General features: G+C 52.6%; 29 protein-coding genes, 1 tRNA gene and 1 pseudogene. 2 read left to right on the forward strand and 29 right to left on the reverse strand.

The genetic code is table 11. The annotated features are described in order from the left end of the window. Positions 1-245: 245 nt before the first annotated feature. A complete protein-coding gene (locus ORD20_RS16190; RefSeq protein WP_430626373.1) occupies positions 246-875 on the reverse strand; it encodes a S1C family serine protease in 630 nt (209 codons plus the stop codon). Positions 876-898: 23 nt separating this feature from the next. Between ORD20_RS16190 and ORD20_RS16195 the strand changes: the two genes are divergently transcribed. Beyond that, complete coding sequence (locus ORD20_RS16195) at positions 899-1762, forward strand: MBL fold metallo-hydrolase (protein WP_430626735.1); 864 nt, start codon at positions 899-901, stop codon at positions 1760-1762. A 10-nt stretch (positions 1763-1772) separates the two neighbouring features. Here ORD20_RS16195 and ORD20_RS16200 read toward each other — a convergent pair whose 3' ends face one another. From ORD20_RS16200 to ORD20_RS16290, 19 genes and pseudogenes are all read right to left on the reverse strand, one after another. After that, complete coding sequence (locus ORD20_RS16200) at positions 1773-2885, reverse strand: glycerate kinase (RefSeq protein ID WP_158246120.1); 1113 nt, start codon at positions 2883-2885, stop codon at positions 1773-1775. 31 nt (positions 2886-2916) lie between these two features. Next, positions 2917-2992, reverse strand: a tRNA-Thr gene (locus ORD20_RS16205). A 45-nt stretch (positions 2993-3037) separates the two neighbouring features. Beyond that, positions 3038-3757, reverse strand: coding sequence for a L,D-transpeptidase family protein (locus ORD20_RS16210; RefSeq protein WP_242968176.1), 720 nt, complete (start codon positions 3755-3757; stop codon positions 3038-3040). A gap of 60 nt (positions 3758-3817) precedes the next feature. After that, complete coding sequence (locus ORD20_RS16215) at positions 3818-4357, reverse strand: class II aldolase/adducin family protein (RefSeq protein ID WP_430626374.1); 540 nt, start codon at positions 4355-4357, stop codon at positions 3818-3820. 16 nt (positions 4358-4373) lie between these two features. Next, positions 4374-5468 (reverse strand): annotated as a pseudogene (locus ORD20_RS16220) (adenylosuccinate synthase); the annotation flags it as partial. 52 nt (positions 5469-5520) lie between these two features. Next, positions 5521-6849, reverse strand: a complete 1329-nt coding sequence (gene dnaB, locus ORD20_RS16225) for a replicative DNA helicase (RefSeq protein WP_103374018.1) — start codon at positions 6847-6849, stop codon at positions 5521-5523. Then, positions 6846-8729: a Lon family ATP-dependent protease gene (gene lonC / locus ORD20_RS16230; RefSeq protein ID WP_103374017.1), complete on the reverse strand. Its 1884-nt coding sequence runs from the start codon at positions 8727-8729 to the stop codon at positions 6846-6848. The genes dnaB and lonC overlap by 4 nt, the downstream gene beginning before the upstream one ends. A 22-nt stretch (positions 8730-8751) precedes the next feature. Continuing rightward, on the reverse strand, positions 8752-9192 hold the full coding sequence (gene rplI / locus ORD20_RS16235) for a 50S ribosomal protein L9 (protein ID WP_103374016.1): 441 nt from the start codon (positions 9190-9192) through the stop codon (positions 8752-8754). After that, complete coding sequence (locus tag ORD20_RS16240) at positions 9192-10160, reverse strand: hypothetical protein (RefSeq protein ID WP_103374015.1); 969 nt, start codon at positions 10158-10160, stop codon at positions 9192-9194. Before ORD20_RS16240 ends, rplI begins: the two co-directional genes overlap by 1 nt. A gap of 74 nt (positions 10161-10234) precedes the next feature. Beyond that, on the reverse strand, positions 10235-10465 hold the full coding sequence (rpsR, locus tag ORD20_RS16245) for a 30S ribosomal protein S18 (protein ID WP_103374014.1): 231 nt from the start codon (positions 10463-10465) through the stop codon (positions 10235-10237). A 26-nt stretch (positions 10466-10491) separates the two neighbouring features. Beyond that, positions 10492-10890, reverse strand: a complete 399-nt coding sequence (locus tag ORD20_RS16250) for a single-stranded DNA-binding protein (RefSeq protein ID WP_103374013.1) — start codon at positions 10888-10890, stop codon at positions 10492-10494. 15 nt (positions 10891-10905) lie between these two features. Next, positions 10906-11193 carry a 30S ribosomal protein S6 gene (gene rpsF / locus ORD20_RS16255; RefSeq protein ID WP_103374012.1) on the reverse strand — a complete coding sequence of 96 codons (288 nt, stop codon included), beginning with the start codon at positions 11191-11193 and terminating at the stop codon, positions 10906-10908. A 218-nt stretch (positions 11194-11411) separates the two neighbouring features. Further along, positions 11412-12455 carry a D-alanine--D-alanine ligase family protein gene (locus ORD20_RS16260; protein WP_103374011.1) on the reverse strand — a complete coding sequence of 348 codons (1044 nt, stop codon included), beginning with the start codon at positions 12453-12455 and terminating at the stop codon, positions 11412-11414. Between the two features lie 60 nt (positions 12456-12515). After that, the gene (locus ORD20_RS16265; protein WP_103374010.1) at positions 12516-12722 is read right to left on the reverse strand and encodes a DUF951 domain-containing protein; all 207 of its coding nucleotides are present in this window, start codon (positions 12720-12722) and stop codon (positions 12516-12518) included. Next, positions 12697-13503 (reverse strand): mechanosensitive ion channel family protein, encoded by an 807-nt coding sequence (locus tag ORD20_RS16270; RefSeq protein ID WP_103374009.1) that lies wholly within the window; start codon positions 13501-13503, stop codon positions 12697-12699. Before ORD20_RS16270 ends, ORD20_RS16265 begins: the two co-directional genes overlap by 26 nt. Beyond that, the gene (locus ORD20_RS16275) at positions 13503-14069 is read right to left on the reverse strand and encodes a CvpA family protein (RefSeq protein WP_158246119.1); all 567 of its coding nucleotides are present in this window, start codon (positions 14067-14069) and stop codon (positions 13503-13505) included. The genes ORD20_RS16270 and ORD20_RS16275 overlap by 1 nt, the downstream gene beginning before the upstream one ends. Before the next feature lie 31 nt (positions 14070-14100). Further along, positions 14101-14472: a hypothetical protein gene (locus ORD20_RS16280; protein WP_103374007.1), complete on the reverse strand. Its 372-nt coding sequence runs from the start codon at positions 14470-14472 to the stop codon at positions 14101-14103. Beyond that, positions 14473-15078, reverse strand: coding sequence for a tetratricopeptide repeat protein (locus tag ORD20_RS16285; protein WP_242968172.1), 606 nt, complete (start codon positions 15076-15078; stop codon positions 14473-14475). Positions 15079-15083: 5 nt separating this feature from the next. After that, on the reverse strand, positions 15084-16061 hold the full coding sequence (locus ORD20_RS16290; protein WP_103374005.1) for a YkvI family membrane protein: 978 nt from the start codon (positions 16059-16061) through the stop codon (positions 15084-15086). Between the two features lie 72 nt (positions 16062-16133). Between ORD20_RS16290 and yyaC the strand changes: the two genes are divergently transcribed. Beyond that, entirely contained in the window at positions 16134-16697 is a 564-nt protein-coding gene (gene yyaC, locus ORD20_RS16295) for a spore protease YyaC (protein ID WP_430626375.1), read from the forward strand. A gap of 32 nt (positions 16698-16729) precedes the next feature. Here yyaC and ORD20_RS16300 read toward each other — a convergent pair whose 3' ends face one another. From ORD20_RS16300 to rpmH, 9 genes are all read right to left on the reverse strand, one after another. Beyond that, entirely contained in the window at positions 16730-17260 is a 531-nt protein-coding gene (locus ORD20_RS16300) for a DUF4446 family protein (RefSeq protein WP_158246118.1), read from the reverse strand. Between the two features lie 16 nt (positions 17261-17276). Then, positions 17277-17936 carry a DUF554 domain-containing protein gene (locus ORD20_RS16305; protein ID WP_430626376.1) on the reverse strand — a complete coding sequence of 220 codons (660 nt, stop codon included), beginning with the start codon at positions 17934-17936 and terminating at the stop codon, positions 17277-17279. Then, positions 17866-18582 (reverse strand): ParB/RepB/Spo0J family partition protein, encoded by a 717-nt coding sequence (locus tag ORD20_RS16310; protein ID WP_430626377.1) that lies wholly within the window; start codon positions 18580-18582, stop codon positions 17866-17868. Before ORD20_RS16310 ends, ORD20_RS16305 begins: the two co-directional genes overlap by 71 nt. Then, positions 18575-19336 (reverse strand): ParA family protein, encoded by a 762-nt coding sequence (locus tag ORD20_RS16315; protein WP_103374001.1) that lies wholly within the window; start codon positions 19334-19336, stop codon positions 18575-18577. The genes ORD20_RS16310 and ORD20_RS16315 overlap by 8 nt, the downstream gene beginning before the upstream one ends. A 159-nt stretch (positions 19337-19495) precedes the next feature. Further along, positions 19496-20197, reverse strand: coding sequence for a 16S rRNA (guanine(527)-N(7))-methyltransferase RsmG (rsmG, locus tag ORD20_RS16320; protein ID WP_158246117.1), 702 nt, complete (start codon positions 20195-20197; stop codon positions 19496-19498). A gap of 64 nt (positions 20198-20261) precedes the next feature. Beyond that, positions 20262-20936 carry a YidC/Oxa1 family membrane protein insertase gene (locus ORD20_RS16325; protein ID WP_103373999.1) on the reverse strand — a complete coding sequence of 225 codons (675 nt, stop codon included), beginning with the start codon at positions 20934-20936 and terminating at the stop codon, positions 20262-20264. Positions 20937-20955: 19 nt separating this feature from the next. Further along, on the reverse strand, positions 20956-21168 hold the full coding sequence (gene yidD, locus ORD20_RS16330) for a membrane protein insertion efficiency factor YidD (protein WP_207654599.1): 213 nt from the start codon (positions 21166-21168) through the stop codon (positions 20956-20958). 19 nt (positions 21169-21187) lie between these two features. After that, entirely contained in the window at positions 21188-21532 is a 345-nt protein-coding gene (gene rnpA / locus ORD20_RS16335) for a ribonuclease P protein component (protein ID WP_103373997.1), read from the reverse strand. Between the two features lie 3 nt (positions 21533-21535). After that, positions 21536-21670, reverse strand: a complete 135-nt coding sequence (gene rpmH / locus ORD20_RS16340; protein ID WP_103374076.1) for a 50S ribosomal protein L34 — start codon at positions 21668-21670, stop codon at positions 21536-21538. Between the last annotated feature and the right edge of the window lie 248 nt (positions 21671-21918).

Below are 21918 nucleotides of genomic sequence, written 5' to 3' on the forward strand. Positions count from 1 at the left end.
AGAGCAAGGCCCAAAGATTGCGCCATCTATGTAAGCCACCTTATGGATGCACCTAGCATCCTGCCAAGGCCGTGCCCCTTAGAATTCCCACCTTTGCCGAATAGCTATCCGCTTTCATGATTAGTAAAGATGCTTAGCGCCACCATAGCTTACGGTTTTCATTAGCACAACGGTAAAGAACGTCTTGTCGATAACGCGTCGTCGAGCTCTCCCGCATAACGAGAATGCGAGAGAGCCTCCTATATCTACCCCGCTTGGCGCGGCTTCATCGGCAGTTCCTGTAGTGTAACGACTTTTTGCAAGCGTTGAGTTCCCCGCATAATGTCAAGACGCACGGCCCGACCGACTCCCACATTCTGAAAAACCCTCACAATATCTTCTTTTTGGTGAACAGGAATTCCGTCGGCGGCCACAATAAAGTCGCCTGGCTGAATACCAGCTCGCGCAGCAGGACCTGACGGAACCACCCCCACCACCAGCAATCCAAATGACCGCGGACCTGATGACTCCACGGTAGCTCCTAACCACGGCCGTTTCACATGGCCATATAAAATCAACTGTTGCGAAATCTCTTTCACCGTGTCACTAGGAATCGCAAATCCAATCCCTTCCACGCCAGCTTGAGCAATCTTACTGGAATTGAGGCCAATGAGTTCACCCCGGGCATTGACCAACGCCCCCCCGCTGTTGCCGGGATTAATGGCTGCATCGGTTTGAATGAGATGATATTCCCATCCGTCATGAAACATCACCCGGTCTTTAGCGGAAATAATCCCTGTGGTCACCGTGTGGGAGAGCCCTAAGGCATTGCCAATCGCCACCACCAGTTCACCTGGTTCAATGGTCTTCGATGAGGCAAATGCAATAGGCTGCAAATGCTTGGCTCTACAGTTATGTCATCACCTTGCCCCAAGGAGTGTTGGTGGTAGATCTGGGCATGGACACTCCCGAAGCGCGTGATGTGTGGCAGCGTGCGTCCGAAACCCTGGGACTAAGACCCGGCCGGGTCTGGGGTATTGTCATCACTCACTTTCACCCCGACCATATCGGCTTGTCAAGCTTTGCCCAAGCCTTATGGGAGTGCCCGGTCATGATGTTAGAGGAAGAAAAAGACACCGCCTATCAGGTGTTTACCGAGCATTTGTCGTTTTCCTCTTTCTTTACGCAGCATGGATTGCCCGCCACAGATGTTCACGTCCTGGAGGAGGAACGCACTTGGGCCCAGGCCGTCAAACTGCCGCCGGTTATTCAAGGCCTACAAGCCAATACCTATCTTGGCGACTTGCAGGTGATAGAACAAAAGGGGCACACCGATCATCAGTTGGTTTTATATTGGCCCAGTCGCGAGTTGCTGTTTACGGGCGATCAAGTCCTTGACCGCATCACGCCCAACATTAGCTTCTGGCCTGACGCGGATCCCGATCCCCTAGCGTCCTATTTGACCTCGCTTAAAACCTTACAAACCCTACCCGTTAAGCTGGCCTTACCCGCCCACGAAGCCCTCATTGTTGCCTTGTCAGACCGGATTGATGAAATTGTCGCGCATCACCATGAGCGAGCTCAGCAGGTGCTAACCCGCATTAGCCAACCCCACACCGCTTACGAAGTTGCGCAGTCTCTGTTTCGCCGACCGCTCACACCCTCGCAATGGCGTTTTGCCTTGACCGAGACACTGGCCCATTTGGAATATTTGCGCCTGCGCGGCCAAGTCACATGCATCACCACGGATGCCGTGACGCGCTACGTGCGTCTTACACCCTAACAGCGTGCGGTCACATGTGATTAGGGAGGGCGCGCATCCACATAGCCACACGAAAAGCCGCCTGTTCGAGCAGATGAATACGACTGCGCTCTGTCTCTTTGGCACTACGCGGCTTATCTGTTAAGGGGTAAATACCGCTTAGGCCTATGTCGTAAAATTGTTCATAGTGTTGGCCTACGCGCTCCGTAATCGCAATTAGGGGGATCTTTGTTCCCCTCAAACGCCGGGCCAATGCAGGAGCGAGACTAAAAGGTTGCGTTGCTTCGAGTGTGGGCTGTGCCGTCAGTACCCAATCGACACCGCGCCAGAAGGATTCCATCTGCAAAATATCTAAGAGATATTCCGTGGCCGAATACGCCTGTGCGCCCAGTCCCATTAGCGCCATACCCAGCCCGCCTCCTTCACCGCTGCCTTCTAGGGAAGACAACGCTCGTCCCCAAAACTGTTCTAGCTGCTGGGAAACGTGCTGCATATGGTTCTCAAGGCTTGTCAATTGAAAGGGCGCGATGCCTTTGGATAACCCCTGCTGCCAGGTCGTGCCGGTATTGCCGGTCATGTGCCACCCATGGGGATAGAGTACGATCATCGGAATGTCGGGAACGGTGGCGATCCCGCCCACATGATCCAGCAGTTCCACGGCGCGCACTCCGTTCACAAGCGGCCGACCGTGGACATCGTAACCATGGACACCAAAGAAGTCTAAAAGGCCTAAACCGCCATCATGGGTCATCACATCGCCGAGTGCAATCACGAGACGGGAAGGCTTCCAGCGTGCGATTTCCGCAATCAATTGGCCTAATCCCCACGAGCTAGCTCGGCTCACATCGGTGACTTCGTTGCCTCCTAAGATCTCAGCGGCATCCACCCAAGCCGTACCGTCCGGAAACATAGCCCAGCGGGCATCGACCGGACGACCCATGGCATTCACCGTGTGGCTGCGGCGCACACGCCCAAAAAGTGCGCGAACCACGGTATCCATCGTACCGCGTCCGCCTTCAGGTACTGGTCGTAATATTACGTGGGAAATATCAGGACAGCGTTTAACGCCGCGTTCCAAAGCGTCTGCGACGGCTTGTGATCCAACATTGGGAAGAAATCGTGTAGGGGCAATCAATATGTCCATTTTCATTTGCTCCATGCTGCGCAAAATACAATGGAGCTAACGGAGGGATTCGAACCCACGACCTACGGTTTACGAAACCGTTGCTCTACCGACTGAGCTACGTTAGCAGTTCCATTGGCTACTATACACCGTTTCGCTCTAAATTTCAACTATCAACTCGGTCGTACCAGGTAGCCTGGCTTAGCCCCTGTTTGATGCGTATACTCTAATAATTTCGCCGTCGTCTCAAGCGTGGCAACCCCTGTGACCGGTAAATGCACCATCGTCTGAAAGGTTTCCACACTTTTTTTCACCTCTGGCGTGTAGACGCCGCCCAAGGGTCCAGAATAGACCCGCGCAAGGCGCAAGAGCCGTTGCAATTCTACTACATCTTGCCCAATTTGTCCGGGATTTATGGGACGCCGGATTTTCACATAGGGAGTAATGCCCTCAACAGTCACAGGGGTGCCAATTGACACTAAGGCGTACACTTGTTCGACATCGTGATTGTACATCCGAAAACAGCCGTGAGACGCCACCGTGCCCACCGACCACGGCTTATTTGTGCCATGAATGCCATAAATACCCCAAGGTGCCGAGAAGCGAATCCAGCGCGTGCCAAACCCATCCCCCCAAATAGCTTTTTGGGTCACCACAAATTCTCCCCGGGGACTCGGTGTTTCCGGTTTGCCTACGGCGACGGGATACGTATGGAAGAGCTTATGATTTCTGTATAGATAAAGTTTATGCTGCACCACATTAATGACAATACGCGTGGGGACGGTTGCCTGTACCGTGCGCATACTCCATACCAATGTACTGTATCCCGCCACTAACGCGGCCCCGACGGCGACAAGAATCCACGCCCATTTCCGGCCCACTCGCTGCATCATGGGGCCTGCACCTCCCACGCCGACCACAGGGTAAAGGCCAGCCACAAAGCGGCCATGACCTTAGCCGTGGGGAAATCCAGCAACGCCCACATACTCCTTGGACCCAGCATCGGCCAACGTTCCCGCGACGGCCAAAAGCCCATGATTTTGCAACAAAATGACGTGGTGATCCGCACCCAAAGCAGCTACCGCATTTTGTGCCAGCTCGTAGGTGCCATAAGTCGCATAATCGGCGCACACAATCTCATATTCCCAAGGAGCCAGCTGATAATGGACAGGCAACACAGGTTCTTTACAGGCGGCAAACACAGCCGCATATTCGGAATGGGTATGGACGATGGCCTGGACGTCTGCACGCGCCTGATATACGGCCCGGTGTAGCGGCAATTCTGAGGAGGGGCGCGCACTGCCTGCGATCTGCTGACCGGTGTCCACGTGAATGCCAACCAAGTCTTGGACCGTGACCTCGTCAAAAGGCACACCTGAAGGGGTAATCCATAGCAGATCGCCTTCACGAACACTGAGATTTCCTGAGGTCCCGAACGCCAAATGGTCCGTAATCATATTGTGGGAAAACGTGACAAGGTCAGTATGAGACACAACAGCACATATTCGGGCTCGAAAAAACTTCAACACTATCGGGTAATTCATGAATTAATTCACCATGATAGCGGTAGCCGACCCCGATTTTTACCTCGGGCATATCATCTAAGACGTCTAAACGGGTCACGGCCAGCCCTGTCAAGCCATTAACACGGACAGCATGACGCAGCACCACCGCATCGAGCCATCCAATACGCCGAGGCCGCCCCGTGGTTGTACCATATTCATGGCCGCGTTCACGCAAGTCAGCACCCACATTGTCATGCAATTCGGTGGGAAATGGCCCATCGCCAACCCGGCTCGTATACGCCTTAACCACCCCATAGACTTGATCAATGCGGGTGGGACCGACACCTGCACCAATACAAGCCCCGCCTGCAATAGGATGGGACGACGTCACAAACGGATAGGTCCCGTGGTCGATGTCTAACATGGTGCCTTGCGCGCTTTCAAAGAGCACCCGTTCATGATTATCAATGGCGTCATTAATGACCACCGACGTGTTGGCCACATAAGGCTTCATGCGCTCTCCGTAAGACAGATACAGTTGCAACAACTCATCATAGTCGAAGGGCTCAACGTCGTAGGCCTTGGATAATATGCGATTCTTTTCATCCAAGATTCGCTTTAACCGGGTCGCAAATTGTGCAGGATATAGAAGGTCAACGACGCGCAAACCGGTGCGTGCCGCCTTGTCCATATATGCCGGTCCAATGCCCCGCAATGTTGTCCCCAGTTTATTCACACCCAGCCGATCCTCCGCCAAAGCGTCGAGGCGGGTGTGATATGGCATAATCAGATGCGCTTCGGACGAGATCCGCAGGCGATCGGTGGGTATGCCCCGCCGATGCAAGTAGTCAATCTCTTCAAAAAGCACACGCGGGTCGACGACAACTCCATTGGCGATGACGCACAAGGTATCAGGATATAAAATGCCTGAGGGAATCAAATGTAGGCGGTATTCTTCGTCCTCCACCACCACGGTGTGTCCTGCATTGTTACCGCCTTGGTGGCGTACCACCACATCTGCTTGCTGTGCGAGGAAGTCTATGACTTTGCCTTTCCCTTCGTCACCCCATTGAGTGCCTACCACGACTACTGTTGACATCTCTCTCGTCCCTTCTATGCTGAAATCGTTCATAACGTCAGCCATTGATGGATTATGGTTCTACAGAGGTCGTGTTAAAGAACTTGCCAATGTCCTTTTTAAACAGCAAATTCACGGTACCCGTAGGACCGTTGCGCTGCTTGGCCACGATTAACTCCGTAATATCCGGTGTTGCTGAGTCTTTCGTATAATAATCATCGCGGTATAAAAAGGCGACAATATCCGCGTCCTGTTCGATGGCCCCTGATTCGCGCAGGTCTGATAACATCGGTCTTTTATCGGTGCGGCTTTCCACCGCCCGTGACAACTGCGACAACGCCATAACAGGAACATCGAGTTCGCGAGCCAGCGCCTTGAGTGACCGCGAGATATCGGAAATTTCTTGTTGGCGGTTCTCTGACCGACGCCCTGACATCAGCTGCATATAATCAATGATAATCAGCCCAATATTATGCTGCACTTTCATTTGCCGCGCTTTAGCTCGCAGTTCCAAAGCGGTGATGCCTGGGGTATCGTCGATAAATATGGGCGCTTCCCCTAGCCGGCCTAACGCGCGGCTCACAATAGCCCACATATTGTCATCCATTTCCCCAGTCCGCAGTCTTTGCGCTGGAAGTTCGGATTCTGCGCTCAACAGTCGCAAGGCCAGCTGTTCTCGGGACATTTCTAAGCTAAAAAAGGCAACCGGGGTGTGATCATGCAGCGCCACATAACGCGCCAAATTCAAGCAAAGCATGGTTTTGCCCATGGAGGGGCGGGCAGCAACAATAATCAAATCTGAACGCTGCAAGCCGGCCGTCATCCGGTCCAAATCGTGAAAGCCCGTCGGCAGTCCGACCAACTTGCCTTTGTTCGCGTAAAGGACCTCAAGCCGCGTAAAGGTCTCCAACAGCACTTGGTGCAAACTCACGTAATCACGTTGTCCTGTTTGAGCTAAAGAAAACAGCTCTTTCTGGGCCCGGTCCAGCAAATCCTGGGCTGGCATTTCATTTTGGTACGCGTCAGTCACCAGTTTGGTTGAAACAGAAATAATGCGCCTCGTCATGGCCGACTCTTTCACAATGCGGGCGTAGTATTCCACGTGCGCTGCCGTCGGCACCGACGAGGCCAGTTCCATTAAATAGGCCAGTCCACCGGTGGCCTCCAATTGCCCTTGCTGGCGCAACTCATCGCCTAGCACCACGACATCCAATGGCTTGGCTTGGTTAAACAAACTCATGGCCGCTTCGAAAATCGCACGGTGGGGCTCATGATAGAAATCTTCGGGCTGCAAGATTTCTATCGCTTTAGACGCTGCATCAGGATGGATCAGCATGGCTCCTAGTACAGACACTTCCGCATCAATACTATGCGGAGGAGTCCTGACGGCTTCTATACTCACACTAGCACCTCAGTTAACACATCTTCCACGGTTTTGACCAAAATAATGCGCATATCCCGAATACCAGGCGGAACATCGCCGGCGTTGTCCTCAGGCACCAACACCGTGGTCAGGCCAATTTGTCGTGCCCCAAAAATCTTCTCCGGAATACCACCCACAGGCTTAACCCTTCCCGTCAAGGAGAGTTCCCCTGTCATCGCCACGGTCGATCGGATCGGCCGTTGGGTAAGCGCACTATACACAGCCGCAAAGATTGCGACACCCGCCGAGGGCCCATCAATATTGCCACCCCCGACCACATTGACATGAACATCATATTGGGTAAGGTCCCGCCCCGTCAATTGTCGTAAAACCGTCGCCGCATTAAACACAGAGTCTTTTGCCATGGACCCTGCGGTATCATTAAAGCGCCAACGCCCTTCTCCCTCTTTCAGTGTTGGGAACACGGTGGCTTCAATTTCCAAGACCATCCCTTGGTATCCCGCAACTGCGAGACCGAGTGACCGACCTATCATCGGCTCTTTGATTACAGGTGGCTTTACCGGGATGAGCCGCGAACGGCTGATCACATCCTTCATGACCTCAGGCGTAATGACGTCAGGCCGCTTGTTCATCCGCAAGTACGCGACAGAAAACGCATCCGCCACCAATCCCACCGCCTTGCGCCCTTCAAGCGTATACTGGCCCACCAAGTCTACCGCCCCGTCGTCGATGCGCACTTGCAGCTTTTCGGCCGCTTGCATGACAATGCGAGCAATGTCTTTAGGCGTCAGCGGTTCAAAATAGATTTCCGCGCAGCGCGAACGCAGGGCAGGCGAAATATCCTCAGGACTTCTGGTCGTCGCACCAATAAGAATGAAATCGGCAGGAGCGCCTTCGGCAAACAGCTTGTGCACATACTTAGGCACGTTCGGATCCAACGGATCGTAATATGGCGAGTCAAAGTAGACGCGTTTGTCTTCTAAGACTTTTAACAACTTATTTTGCAAAATCGGATCCATTTCTCCGATTTCGTCGATGAATAACACGCCCCCATGACTGTCTGTAACCAGACCCGTTTTGGGTTCGGGAATGCCGCTTTCGGCCAAATCCCGGCGCGCGCCTTGATATATAGGGTCGTGTACAGACCCCAAGAGGGGATTGGTAATTTCACGCGGGTCCCAACGCAGGGTCGTCCCGTCCGCCTCCACAAACGGAGCCTCTTCACTAAAAGGACTTTGAGGCAGCTTGCGGGCTACAGCCAAAACCAGCCGGGCGACCGTCGTTTTGCCCACCCCCGGCGGTCCATAGAGAAGGACATGCTGCGGATAAGGCGAAGCGAGTTTAGCCAAAAGGCTGTCAATCGCATCCTCTTGACCTATGACCTCATCAAGGCGACTCGGGCGCATGACCTCAAGGGCTGATTGGGTGAGGCCCCCTTCATCCAACTTGACTAAGGCTGCAAATTTCTTCAGGGTTTCTGGAGATTCCGGACCCACATCCTCTTTCAGAATTTGATTACGAATGTCGCGGACGTAGTCTTCATGCTTCTCCTGCATTTTTTCCGCAATCCGCTTCTCGAGGTCATCCTCCAAGGTCCGTCGCGCTAAAATGTCCGCCAATTCATCTTCCAAATCGTTAAGCAAGGGACCTATTTCTTTACGGGTGGGCACTTCGTTTAATGACGGATCTTCCCGGACCAGCTTGGCGAGGGCTAGGGCCCGCAATCCAATGTCATCCGATCGCAGATATTTGAGCGCTTGCAATTTCCCTGCGCGTAAGATGAGTCGCTCAGGTCCATAGATTTGCATAAGAATATCATGCAAAGCTGCCACCCGCCGCTCTAAGGTATTGGCGCGCTTCTTCGCTTTAGGTTCTTGGTCTTTAATATTGTCTTCCATCATCGGCCTCCTTGCGGTACCGTTATTCCGCCATGACGTGCAGTTGAAAATCCGCAACGATGTCTTGATAAAAGTGGCATCGTACGGTATACGTGCCTAAGTGACGGATCGGTTCGACCTCCAGCTTTTTTCGGTCCAGCTTGTATCCTCGGTCGTTCAAGACAGCGGCCACGTCACTGGTGGTAATGGCTCCAAAGAGCCGCCCCTGGTCGCCTGCTTTGGCCCGCATGACAAAAGTCTGACCTTTTAAAGCCTGCGCCAAACTGCGGTATTGCTCCAGCTCTTTGTTATGTTGGGCGGTCTCCCGAGCTTTTTGCTGCTTAATTTCTAATTCGCGAGCCTTGGTCGCTTCGGCTGCCAGGCCTTTGGGAATTAAATAATTGCGCGCATACCCATCCTTGACCTCAATAATATCGCCCTTTTTGCCGCTGCCCCGCACATCTTGCAAGAGAATAACACGCATTACGATGACCTCCTCAATGTCCTCACGTACTGCCTTAAATCCCATAGACTATCATAAATTCCGATTAACGTCAGAAGTCCCACTCCAACCCATGCTCCCACGGCGAGTAAGAGCAACAACGCGACACGCATCGGTTTCGGTACCCCAATGATTTGCCCCAAGCCCCACAGCACATTAACCCCCACGACCGCGTAACTCACCAATAAGATGATGATGGATTCCACTAAAGCCGCAGGCAAAAGATGGCTGGTACGGCCCCAAAACACCGCTAAGAACAACACCGTTAAAAGACCCAACACCCCTTTCGGCATGACCCATGTGCCAAAGCGAGGCACTTGGGGGAGAGGGAGCGCGGCTAAATCAGCAAAAAATGCTAGGACCAAAAAGATTGCGGTACCTTCGAGAACTTGCTCAAGAATGAACCACAAGGGCCAATAGAGCGGAACGTTTGGGATTTGGAGTGCCAACTGCCCGCTGATCGCGACAATAGGCCCCGTACTCCATTTGAGAATAACAGAAGGCCAGTGAGGATAAAATGCCATGGCTATCAGGATATCACTGCTAGCCATCGCCAACACCGTACCCACCCAGCGCCACACCGCTCTCTGATGGGTTTTATATGCCCACCCGGTGACGGCCCACACGGGGAGAGCTGTCAAAGCAAAAAACTCAGGCCCGGTTGTAGCCTTGGGGAATAAAAAGATGGCCAACGCACTGAAGATGGCGACCGCGAACGAGATAGCCCATCCTCGTCGCATGACGGCGTAACTGATGCCTAAAGGCATGGCCAATCGCACCAGAGGCTGACTGCCTGGGAAGTTGACGAGAAGGCCTGCCAAAGTCACTGCATAGGAGGTCAAAAAAAAGAACTCCAACACAAGTTCCAGACGCCTTAGAAAAACGGTAATCGTATCGAAACGTTCCGGACGCAACCACGTGTCTCCAAACGGTTCGAAGTTTTGCAGCATCCGCTTTCACCTGCCTTTATCACGAGGCCAAGGGCTCGTGAAGAAAAAGAGCACGCGCTGCGTGCTCTTTGTCGCTATTCAATGGTATATGGCAAAAGCGCCATGTTCCGCGCACGCTTGATGGCTACTGTCATCTGCCGTTGATGCTTGGCGCAATTTCCGGAAATCCGGCGGGGGAGTATTTTGCCACGTTCGGTAACGTATCGCCGCAATCGTGACGCTTCTTTATAATCGACATGCTCCACTTTATCCACACAGAATCCACAAACTTTCTTTTTAGGCCGACGCCCTCGTTCTTTTCGCATCGCTTATACCTCCTTCCTGATTCGCTTTAAAAGGGAAGGTCATCGGGAAAGGCCACATCGTCCGTCATTCCGACGTCTGCAGGACTACCGGGGACTTGGCCATCTCGAGGACGGTCCAAAAACCGCACACTATCAGCAATCACTTCAGCGACTTTGCGCTTGGTGCCATCCTGCGCTTCGTAACTGCGAATTTGTAAACGCCCTTCCACAGCGACCAAACGCCCCTTGGTCAGGTGATTGCCAACAGTTTCGCCAAGCTTTCTCCATGCCACACAATCAATAAAATCCGCTTCACGCTGGCCTTGCTGATTCGCGAAAGGCCGATCGACTGCTAAAGAAAAAGACGCCACGGGCACCCCTTGGGGAGTGTAGCGCAGTTCCGGATCACGGGTCAGCCGGCCAATAAGAATAATGCGGTTTAGCATGGAGATCCTCCCTCTCTACTCATCCAAGCGCACGACAATGGAGCGTACCACGTCGTCATGAATTTTGAGCACGCGGGTTATCTCGTTGGCAATGTCGCCAGCACCCTCAAAGGTCACTAGCATGTAAAAACCTTCGGTTAGCTTGTTAATTTCATACGCTAACTTACGGCGGCCCCATTTATCCACTTTGGTAATGGTTGCATTCTGGGCGGTAATGACCTCATTGAAACGGTCGATATCAGCCTGTGTCTGCTCTTCGCCCAAATCGGGTTTTAAAATATACATAAGCTCATACTGAGCCAAACTTTTCACCTCCTCTACGGTCACCCAGCAACTGGGGGCTCCGTTCTTCACCGGAGCAGGGTGGTGTGGGCTTTCACCCAGACAAAGGCGATTATACCAAAATAGCCAGCCTGGTGCAATGCGTGCTCAAGCGTGTCCGCTCCTCTATCATAATCGCCAGGCGTTACAGAAAACCTGTTGAATTTGTTGGCGATCTCCCCCCTTTTTTGGGGGGGCGCTTAAGACGATGCCCGAGGGTTTTGCGCAAGGTCCAGTAATTGCCGCATCAAGGTCGGAAAGGCTAATCCCGCCGCTTGAGCAGCCTTGGGTAAAAGCGAGTTGGGCGTCATTCCCGGAATGGTGTTAACCTCCAGCAGATAGGGGCCATCCGCCGTTAAAATAAAATCCGCTCGGGAAAATCCCCGGCAGCCAAGAATCTGATGCGCCCTTACCGCTAAATCTTGCACTCGGCGCGTACTGCGCACATCAATTTGAGCCGGACAAATCTCCTCGGATCCTTGATCTTGATACTTGGCATTGAAATCGAAAAACTGCCCGGCGTGGGGAACAATCTCAATGACGGGCAACGGGCGCACGCTCCCATCGGGTTCTTCGAGGACCGCGCAAGTCAGCTCACGTCCGGAGAGCCGTTTCTCAATTAACAAAGGTCTTGGGTATTCCTTAAGGTCATAAAGGGCCTCACGCAGACTATCCCGATCAGACGCCATATGAATGCCTACACTGGATCCGCCATCATTCGGTTTAACCACGAGAGGATATCCCAGACGGCTCTCAATTTGCGGCAGAAGTTGCTGTATGGCATTGGGATCAAGATAGGGAATGTAAAAATCAGGGGCAAGGGGCAGTCTGTGCCACTGGAACAACTCCTTGGCGCGGCGCTTGTTCATGGCCAGGGCCGATGCCAGAGGTCCGCTTCCTGTATACGGTAAATGCAAGGTTTCCAGCACCGCTTGCATGGTCCCATCTTCCCCAAAACTGCCATGAAGGGCAACAAACGCTACATCGGCGTCCTCCAATAAACTTAGACCCTCTAGGATGTGGCGCCTGGGAGGATTGGGGCGGATAAGGGCCGCAGGGCGCATATGGCCGTGCGGCACCGCCGTGGTCTTTTCCCATACGCCATCTTCATGAATGATGACCGCTTGGACGTCCAAGTCCTCAAAACTTTTAAGGGCCTCCATCACCATTGCGCCACTCGCCATGGACACACTGTATTCTGCGGAGGGGCCTCCCATCAGCACTACGACCCGCTTTGTTGCCACGCTGACTCCTCCTTTTTGGTAGTTGATGCGTTGCCCCTTATTGTATTCAGTGCGTAGCGCTTACGCCCCCGTATTTTTTTCCGGTGTGACCACACGCTTCACGGCGCGCTCAAAGGTTTTGCGAGGAATCATGACACGGTGGCCACATTTTTGGCATTTCAAGCCAAAATCGATTCCCGTGCGTGTGATTATCCACAGTTTATTCCCACAGGGATGCGGTTTCTTCAGTTCAACAATATCGTTAATTTGATACTGAACTGGTGTCATAATTAACAGGTCCCTTTCCCATGCCGGCGAAATGAATGTGTTCGTCATAAAACGCTTGTGCCACATATTCTCGAATATCACGGCTGGCGGCGGATTGTGTCGCAAGCGTGGCGGAGGCACTAATCGTCCACTCCACCGTGCCATTCGAAAAACCGGTAATACCCACCAAAGATGCTCCAGGCACCACATCTTGGAGGTTTTGCACCGCGTAGTCCAATGCCCGGCGGACCCGGTCGGGATTCTCATCAGCGGACACCGGAATCACGACTGATACGCCGAGCGAACCCCGGCTGTAGTTTTTAACTTCGAGAATCAGACGATTCGGGACAATGACGGTTTCCCCAGACAACCCGGTGAGACGCGTTATACGGATCCCCACTTCCTGGACGGTGCCAGACAAAGTCAGTGCGGGAAACGTGACATGGTCGCCAACGCCAAATTGGTCTTCGTACAACAAAAAGATTCCGGTAACTACGTCTTGTACCAAGCCTTGCGCACCAAAGCTAACCGCCAAGCCTAAAATCCCTGCCCCCGCAATCAGGGAGGTTGTTTGCACGTGAAAACGTCCCAATACCATGACAATGACTACAAAATCTGTCACGTAGCGGACAACAGAGGTCAATAAGCGGGCAATGGTCGTTTTACGCTGACTGGGTTTACCGGTTCGCCCGGTTTCCATATGCTTAAATACACGCGCCATAACCCGAAGGAAAATGCTGGCGACAAGAATAATGACAGCGGACTCAGCGAGGTCCCAAAGCATGTGTGGTGGCCAATGCATTACAAAAATGTCCCTCCTGGTAATTTAGCAAGATGGCCAAACCACCCACGCAGCGCCATGACCAACGCATCGTGCCGCATGTCATTGGTAATGGGACTATGCTGGAAAATGGGCAAGGCGAACATCAGGGTAATCACTAATCCCACCAAAACTCCGTGTTCAGCCAAGCCCGCGGCGGCTCCTCCTACTTTATTCAAAAATCCCGTCACTTTGAGTGTCTTAACGATGCGGGTTAAAAACTCTCCCAGCAATCGGCCGAGAAACTCGATAGCCCCGACGATAACTAAAAAGACCAACAGCGCGACCAAGGTATGAATAAGGTCGTCGGCTTGCAGGGTGTAACCAGGCACACTTGCGGCAGGCCCTGGCAAGAGCCGCCTAGCCCATGTGGTAACCGGAAGCGAGGCCATAAGCGTTTGAGTGAGGCCAGCTTGATACTGAGCGGCCACAATAATCCCCATCACATAACCGGCTAGGCTAAATAGAACCGTAATAAGGCCACGCCGTATTCCACTCACCGCGCCAACCGCGATGTAGAGAAGAATTGCGATATCCACCCAACGCATTCCGATGTCCTCCTTCAGGACCAATAGGTCCTTAGTGTCTTGGTGAAAGGCGGCGTCGGTCATGGGGCCAAAGAGCTAAGACATACGCCGCTATTAAAGCAATCAGAGCCGTATTCGCTGCGCCCCCACCTTGAGCCAATGCCAGTTTTTCTGCCAGCCACGATCCCACACCCGCAACACCTGCTATCGCCACGTCTTGTCCGATCATAGCGGTCGCGCGAGCTTTTGTGAGCAAAAAACCTAGTTGAGCAGCCGCTGAAGCCAACACGAATGCCACCAAATCCTTGACCAATAGTGGAAGCGGACCACTCCATGCGCTCCATAACGAAAGCACCACGATGGGCAACACCACCGTCACAACCATACCGAAAATCCTTAAGATCATGGGCGGTTTACGACGCATTTATAGTTTACCCCTTGTAAGCAGCCATCCGGTGACAACGATGGCTGCGAGAATCCACAGAGCCCACCGGACCCCGAAATGTGACAGTTCCATCTTGGGGCCGCTTTTAGCGGGTCCCGGCTGCAAGCGCCGTTCCGCGCGCGCTTTTTCGTCGAGCCTCCGCGCCTCAAGGCGTTGCGAGCGTTTCAGATGCGACACAGAAGCACCAATGCGTCCTTGGCGCCGATATGCTACCCCCAAGTTGCGGTGGGCAGGAGGATATTCCGGATCCGCCTGTAAGGCTAGTGCATAGTGCTGAATCGCTTCCGTAAGCTGCCCCCGTTCAAGGTATATATTTCCCAAGTTGGTCAGCGCCGGGACATGCATACGGTCTTTGGATAACGCATACAAAAAATATTTTTCCGCGTCGTCAAGTTGGCCCGTTTCCGCGTATATCACGCCGATTTTATTATAACCTTCAGGGCGCTCGGGATAGGCGTCAATAATGCGGTGGAAAATGTCCAACGCTTGCTCGCGTTCGCCACCCTCCCACGCATGCGTGCCCTGCATCAACCATGTTTGGCCTTGGCTGTCCCACGGCGGACTTTCGGTTTGATGATTACTCACAAGACTCACTCGCTCCTTGTTGGTGTAACAAATAGGGGAAGCCATAACATAACCGCCAACACCCCCATCACGGGATACAGCAAACTGACTAGTGTTTTAAAACTCAAAGGCGTAAGAATTATCGTGAACACCAGCCACCACAAACGGGAGCGGCCAAATCGTTCTCCTAGGGCAAAGGCCCCCCCAATGCCGGTTGTCATCAGAGCCAACCAAAGACTTGCTGCAAATAAAAACCCAAGACCCGGATGAATCTGGTGAGCCGCAGTCAGCATTGGCAGGTCACCAATCACAGATAGGCGCAAAAGCACCCCATGTTCCAAAAAGGCCAAAAGTCCTAGGATAGCCCCTCCGAGTCCAGCGGCCACCCCCGTCGATTTAAAAGACGTCAGACGGGATCCCAGAGCTAGGAGCACCATTAACGCTGTAAACAAATTATACGATACATAAAGCAGTGCTGACAAAGCCCATGCCCACGAATGGTCCGGCGATCCGTGAGTCAGGAGGTTGTGTGGGTAAAGCCAGGCAACAGCTACCGTCATCATGATTAAATACGGCACAATAAATGAGTTAGCGATAGTGACTGCATTCCCACCACGACTCGCAACAGCGATAATCACTAGGAGCGTCAAAGCTTTTCCAAGGATAGAAGGCAGACTAAAAAAGGCGAGCGCAGCGCCCCCACCGGAAACCACCACAACAACCCCCACCACCAAAAAGGCCGTGGTCAAGCCTTCTGCAATATAGGCGGCCCACGGTGGATACACGGAGGCAAGCAATGTTCCAAAGTCATGGACGCCGGCTCGTCCTCGTTCTAATGCGAGCCATCCCACGAGCGCAAAGCCAAGAGCTGCCACAGCAATGCCCCATCCGCCCCATAAGCCAAAGCGTGAAAAGAACTGCCAAATTTCTTGGCCACTTGCAAAACCCGCCCCTATTACGGTTCCCACATAAGCCATCGCCACTGCAATCGATGAGGATTTCATGGATTTCCCCCTTTTCAGTACATCTATGATGGGAGTTGGATAAAATAGTCATAACAGATATGGGGGGAACAAGTGTTGGCAGAATTAGGGGTCAACCGCAACGGCGGTTATGCAGATAAAAGGGTCCAATACGACGCACCAGGGGCAGTGTCGGAATTAAGCGCGGCGATGAAATGGCTATGGCGCAAGGAGGGTGTGCCGGAGGTCGTCGTTTGTATTGGCACCGACCGCTCGACCGGTGATGCCTTAGGCCCCCTTGTCGGCAGTAATTTAATCGGCGCTCGTATTCATCCGATTCGGGTGCTCGGGACGCTCGATGATCCCGTGCACGCGGCCAATCTCACAGAGATGATTCGCGCCTATCCTGCCATCCTCAGCAGTCGGGTGTTAGCTGTCGACGCCTCATTAGGTAAATTGAGCGATGTCGGGAGCATCACCGCGAGTTTTGGTCCCTTGCGTCCAGGAGCGGGAGTGAACAAACAGCTACCGCCCTTGGGACGGTATCATTTGACGGGAACGGTCAACGTCGGTGGCTTTATGGAATTTTTTGTGCTGCAGAACACCCGCTTAAATCTTGTGATGAAAATGGCCTCGTGCATATCCGAGGCCTTTGTGCATAGTTTAGGGTTAGGCTAAATGCGTTTTTCATGTCCCTGGTGCAGACCCTGTTATGAGGATCGCGAGGCGTTGACGCGGGACCTACCCTCGCCCGTGTCTAAGCGCGTAGACATCGCCAGCTCGATTGCACGCGTTTCCTCCTGACTCAGGGCATAGCGGCTCGTACGGTCTTTGATTGGTTTGGCATAGAGGCGCACTTCATTGCGCGCCCAAAGGCTCGTCAATGTAATACCATCCCCGCTGTCGTTGAGCAAGGCCAAGGAGAAAGACAGGTCAGCACCGGTATCTTCAAACGGATTGAAACGCACCAAGCCGAATTTATTGAGGGTTTGAGCAGTTTTTGCCTCTAATAGTTCGATCCGGGCATCAAAGCTACCTGCCATGGTCCTGGCGGACTCGGCCGCCTCGTGCGTCTTGGCCATGGTTTCTTCGAGACTCGAGCCACCCCCTCGCATTAAGCGGGTGATTCGTTTACGAAGACGAGCCGCAGAGATTAAAGCCCACAAAGCGATGACGACCGCTAACGCGGCAATGCCAGCACTGCCTACCGCGACCCAAGATAAGGGCAAACCGGATAGCATTCGACAAATCCCCCAATCACAAGAATTCGAGCCCATGGCTCTTTAGCCACAACAGAAGAACCGGAAATAATAACGCCGGCAGCAAGTTGCCAATCTTGATCACGCCGTTGTCTAGAATAAAATTCAGCCCAATCGCCGCAATCATGAGGCCACCCACCACCGTGACATCTGTCAGGAGAACCCCTTTCAAAACGGTCGACAAGTCTCCTGCCAACAACGATAAAGCCCCTTCGTAAAGCGCAGTGACCACGCCAGCAGCCATGACACCCCACCCAGCGACCGAAGTCAAAATAATCGCCGTCGTACCGTCTAGCACCGCTTTAGTGGCAAGAATGGTGAACTTGCCTGTCAAGCCATCTTGCAAGGCACCTAAAATCGCCATCGCTCCGATATTGAAAATTAATGTCCCGGCGACAAAGCCTTTGGCGAATCCCGATTGTCCCACGCGCGATTCAGCCCAAGCACCAAAGTGTTCTAATCGGCGGTCTAGCTGCAAAGCCGAGCCCAACCATGCCCCTAAAATAATCGACAGGAGCGTGTTAATAGGATCCGGTAATGGCCACGCCATTTTTAATCCAATTAACACGACAAAGAGACCAATTACTTTAAGCGCTTGTCCACGAAAATCTTCGGCGAGATGTTTCCCCCACAAGAGCCCGATTAAGGACCCAACCACGATGCCGACTCCATTGATTAACGCACCCAATACATGTGACATTGTTCCTTGAGGAACACTCCTTCCACGCACAGAATGTTCCTTGAGGAACACTCCATGAGTTTCCTCTGCTGACAATTCTGTTCCTTTGTGCTATCTTCAATAACCGTAAATAGTTAGCAATGTGCGATCGGGATTTGCCCACTCTTTCGCCCAAGGCTTCTTGCGTCCACCCCAACTCCTGTGTCAGTTTAAAATACGCCCACGATTCCTCCATCGGATTAAGATCGCGACGTTGTAGATTCTCCACTAGCGCAATTTCCATGGCATCTGGATCAGACAAGGGACGAATCAAGGCAGGCACTTCACTCAATCCCGCTAATTTTGCAGCCCGATAACGCCTTTCCCCAGCAACCAGCTGATATCCTTCTTGCCACGGCCGCACCACGATGGGCTGAATTATCCCGTGCGTCCGGATCGATTGCGCGAGCTCTTGAAGTTCCTCGCTTCCAAAATGCTTTCGAGGCTGAAAAGGACTGGAACTAACCTGGTTTAGCGGCACCGCGGAAACCGCTTGTCCGTCGCGGGGCTCTTCCCTTACCGCATCATCTGCGCTACCAGGAATTAAAGACGACAAACCCCGACCTAATCCCCGTGCCTTAGCCATGGGCCATCACCTCCTCCGCTAGCGCGCGGTACCCTTCTGCTCCGCGCGATTTCGGGTCATATCGCATAATCGGCAACCCATGGCTTGGCGCTTCGCTTAGACGCACCGTCCGCGGGATGACGGATTGATACACTTGAGACGTAAAATGATTACGTACTTCATCCGCCACTTGCGTAGCAAGATTGGTCCGCCCATCAAACATTGTGAGCAAAATGCCTTCTAAAGCCAGCGTAGGATTGAGATGAGATTTAACCAGCTCAATGGTTGATAACAATTGTGATAGTCCTTCTAATGCAAAAAACTCACATTGAATCGGAATCATCACGCGATCCGCTGCACACAAGGCATTCACCGTTAATAAACCCAAAGAGGGTGGACAATCAATGAAAATATAATCGTAGCGTTCCTTGACGATCATCAATGCGGCTTTAAGCCGCATTTCCCGGTGATCTGCCTTCGATAAATCCACCTCGGCCCCTGCGAGATCCATCGTGGCTGGCACTAAATGCAAGCCCACTACATCAGTGGGGACCAAGGCTTCCATTAACGGCTGTCCCTCTAACAACACATCATAAATGGACGCATCGACCGTGTGTTTTTCAATCCCCAAACCTGTCGTCGTATTTCCTTGGGGATCAATATCTACCGCAAGAACGCGCTTGCCCGAATCAGCCAGATAGGCGGCAAGATTAATCACCGTCGTTGTCTTGCCGACCCCACCCTTCTGATTGGCCACCGCGATGATTCGGCCCATAAAATGGTGCCTCCTGTTGCATTGAATTCAATAACGGCTTGGCCACAAGGAGACCACCGGCCGTAAAGCCTACATCACCCATTACACGCCTTACTCCGCATTATAAACGATCTCGGCACCGGGCAGCATGCTTGTCCCGCTCCCCTAAAAAGAAACACTTTAGCCGCGGTCCCCTAACTCGCGAGCTTTTCGAGGATACATCACCGGTGTGGGATGGACTTTTTTCACCGTAACCAACCGCGAACTCAAGCGAGGACCATACGGTTCCGAAACCGACACAAATTCCGCCCCTAACCTGCGCCCTAACGATTTCGCCACACGCACCTCATCGGCCGCTTGTGACGACCCTTTGGGGTATACTCCATAACCATCCACAGCCATAAACGGCACACTTAACTCCAACGCTATCGCCAAGGGGCCCACAGCGCGTGCCGTCACAAACTCTGCCGATTCCCTCCATGAGGGGTCCATTTGAATCATATCTTCCGCCCTTTGGGCGAAGACGGTCACGTTCTCTAGTCCCAATTTGTTACTCATGTCTTCCAAAAAATCGGCCCGTTTGGCTCGTGATTCTACGAGAACCCACTCCACTTCCGGATATAAAATCGCCATGACCATGCCCGGAAATCCACCACCACTGCCAATATCCACTCCTTGTCGGACCTTTGTCATGTCGACAGCCTGCAAGGAATACACCGCATCCAATACCCCGTGATCCCACAAATCCGCAATCGTTCGAAAGCCTGTTACGTTCATTGGTACATCTAAAAGCTCTGTCATCATCTGCATCAACTGCGCCTCATACGTTGATGACTGCAGCTTCTTAGCCATTTCTGGCGTAACCCATTGGGGTATTTCCACTCCACCGTCGTCTCCTTGCCCCGTAATAAGCAAAAACCGCGCTTCAGCGCGGTCTTCCCTCGTGTCAGTGCGTGGCCTGAGCGCCCCCGCCTGATGCATCCTTCAGCGGCTTGCGTAACAACCACGTCGTCTGTCCCAACTGAAAGAGATTGGAAATCACGTAATACACAGAAAGTCCTGCGGGAAACCGGGATGCCACGTAACCAAAAACAATGGGCATCATCCACAACATCATCTTTTGACTCTGTTCCATTCCAGGCTGCTGCGGTGTCATTTGCATCGTTTGCTTCTGCATAAAGAACGTGCTAATAGCCACTAAGATTGGCAAAATATAGGTCGGATCCGGTTTCGCCAAATTCTCCCATACCCAGAATCCATAATTGTGATAGACGTAATGAAATCGCTCCAATACGTCGAACAACCCATACATGACCGGAATCTGCAATAATAACGGCAAGCATCCCGATGCAGGATTGACGCCTTCCTCCTTGTAGAGCAACGCCAATTCCTTTTGCAATTGCTGCGGATTACCTTTATGCCGCTTTTGCAGTTCCCGTTGTTTAGGCCCTACCTTGGCCATCTTTTGCATCGACCGGGCTTGATACACCCCAAGCGGCAAAAGAATCAGACGCACGAGCAATGTGAGCAGAATAATCCCCAGCACATAATTGTGGGTCCACCCCGTGAACAACACAAACGCCCCACGAATTATGCTCAAAAATCCGCCCCAAATAGCCATTTACAGCCTCCTTAACGAACTATGGGACAGGGTCGTAGCCCCCCTCGTGAAAGGGATGGCATCGCAATACACGCTTGACCGCCAAATAACCACCTTTGGGCACCCCGTACTTCGATACGGCTTCCACCGCGTATTGCGAGCAGGTTGGCATATATCGGCAACTGGGGGGAGTCATCGGAGATATATATTTTTGGTAGACACGGATTAGCCCAATGACCAACGTCTTCACCAGCTGTTACCCGCTTTCTCCATCACATCCGCTTGTCCAAGCAGCCACCCTTCACTAATAATCGCCGCATGGATTGAACAAGACGGTCCCAATCTTCCGACAACACGGCTTTTTTACCCAAAACAATCATATCTCCACATGCTTTCATATCCGGCGCAAAAAGGGAAAAAAGAGCACGCATACGACGACGAATCCTGTTTCGCTTCACCGCGGAGCCAGCGGACCGCTGTGAGGTAAAACCGATGCGCCCTTCTCCGCGGCCGTTACCAAGAATAAACAGGACAATATACCGATCGCCTACCGTGCGTCCAAACTTGAAAACCCGTCCAAAATCAGAACGCCGTTTGAGCCGCTGAAATTTTGCCATGGTCTAGCCAGCCAAACGCTTTCGGCCCTTTTGACGGCGCCTCTTAATGACCATACGGCCAGCTTTGGTGGACATGCGTTTTCTAAAACCATGAACTTTAGCCCGGTGTCGACGGTTCGGTTGAAAAGTCCGCTTCATAAATTCGTCACCCCCCGACTCTCGCGCAAATGTGGCTTTAATTATAGTCGCCTCACATTCCCAGGTCAAGAAAGGGATTTTTTCCACAGGCCGGGTTTTACCTGCCTTGTTCGTTGAGAGCCCTGTCCGAATTTGTTATGATAAAACAACTCCTCCGGGTTCGGAGGCATTCATTATTTATAGGAAAGTTATCAACAAACTGTGGATAACTTTGTGGACTTCTTGTGTATATTAGGGGGAATTGTTTC

This window comes from Sulfobacillus thermotolerans (assembly GCF_039623705.1).
Classification (GTDB): Bacteria; Bacillota; Sulfobacillia; order Sulfobacillales; family Sulfobacillaceae; genus Sulfobacillus; species Sulfobacillus thermotolerans.

Excerpts from the sequence above, each read along its gene's own strand:
- ORD20_RS16200 (WP_158246120.1), bottom strand. The coding sequence starts at position 2,885 with ATGGACATATTGATTGCCCCTACACGATTTCTTCCCAATGTTGGATCA.
- ORD20_RS16210 (WP_242968176.1), bottom strand. The coding sequence starts at position 3,757 with ATGATGCAGCGAGTGGGCCGGAAATGGGCGTGGATTCTTGTCGCCGTC.
- lonC (WP_103374017.1), bottom strand. The coding sequence starts at position 8,729 with ATGGAAGACAATATTAAAGACCAAGAACCTAAAGCGAAGAAGCGCGCC.
- rplI (WP_103374016.1), bottom strand. The coding sequence starts at position 9,192 with ATGCGTGTTATTCTCTTGCAAGATGTGCGGGGCAGCGGCAAAAAGGGC.
- ORD20_RS16240 (WP_103374015.1), bottom strand. The coding sequence starts at position 10,160 with ATGCTGCAAAACTTCGAACCGTTTGGAGACACGTGGTTGCGTCCGGAA.
- rpsR (WP_103374014.1), bottom strand. The coding sequence starts at position 10,465 with ATGCGAAAAGAACGAGGGCGTCGGCCTAAAAAGAAAGTTTGTGGATTC.
- ORD20_RS16250 (WP_103374013.1), bottom strand. The coding sequence starts at position 10,890 with ATGCTAAACCGCATTATTCTTATTGGCCGGCTGACCCGTGATCCGGAA.
- ORD20_RS16265 (WP_103374010.1), bottom strand. The coding sequence starts at position 12,722 with ATGACACCAGTTCAGTATCAAATTAACGATATTGTTGAACTGAAGAAA.
- ORD20_RS16270 (WP_103374009.1), bottom strand. The coding sequence starts at position 13,503 with ATGCATTGGCCACCACACATGCTTTGGGACCTCGCTGAGTCCGCTGTC.
- ORD20_RS16275 (WP_158246119.1), bottom strand. The coding sequence starts at position 14,069 with ATGCGTTGGGTGGATATCGCAATTCTTCTCTACATCGCGGTTGGCGCG.
- ORD20_RS16280 (WP_103374007.1), bottom strand. The coding sequence starts at position 14,472 with ATGCGTCGTAAACCGCCCATGATCTTAAGGATTTTCGGTATGGTTGTG.
- ORD20_RS16290 (WP_103374005.1), bottom strand. The coding sequence starts at position 16,061 with ATGAAATCCTCATCGATTGCAGTGGCGATGGCTTATGTGGGAACCGTA.
- ORD20_RS16300 (WP_158246118.1), bottom strand. The coding sequence starts at position 17,260 with ATGCTATCCGGTTTGCCCTTATCTTGGGTCGCGGTAGGCAGTGCTGGC.
- ORD20_RS16310 (WP_430626377.1), bottom strand. The coding sequence starts at position 18,582 with ATGGCTAAGGCACGGGGATTAGGTCGGGGTTTGTCGTCTTTAATTCCT.
- ORD20_RS16315 (WP_103374001.1), bottom strand. The coding sequence starts at position 19,336 with ATGGGCCGAATCATCGCGGTGGCCAATCAGAAGGGTGGGGTCGGCAAG.
- ORD20_RS16325 (WP_103373999.1), bottom strand. The coding sequence starts at position 20,936 with ATGGCTATTTGGGGCGGATTTTTGAGCATAATTCGTGGGGCGTTTGTG.
- rnpA (WP_103373997.1), bottom strand. The coding sequence starts at position 21,532 with ATGGCAAAATTTCAGCGGCTCAAACGGCGTTCTGATTTTGGACGGGTT.
- rpmH (WP_103374076.1), bottom strand. The coding sequence starts at position 21,670 with ATGAAGCGGACTTTTCAACCGAACCGTCGACACCGGGCTAAAGTTCAT.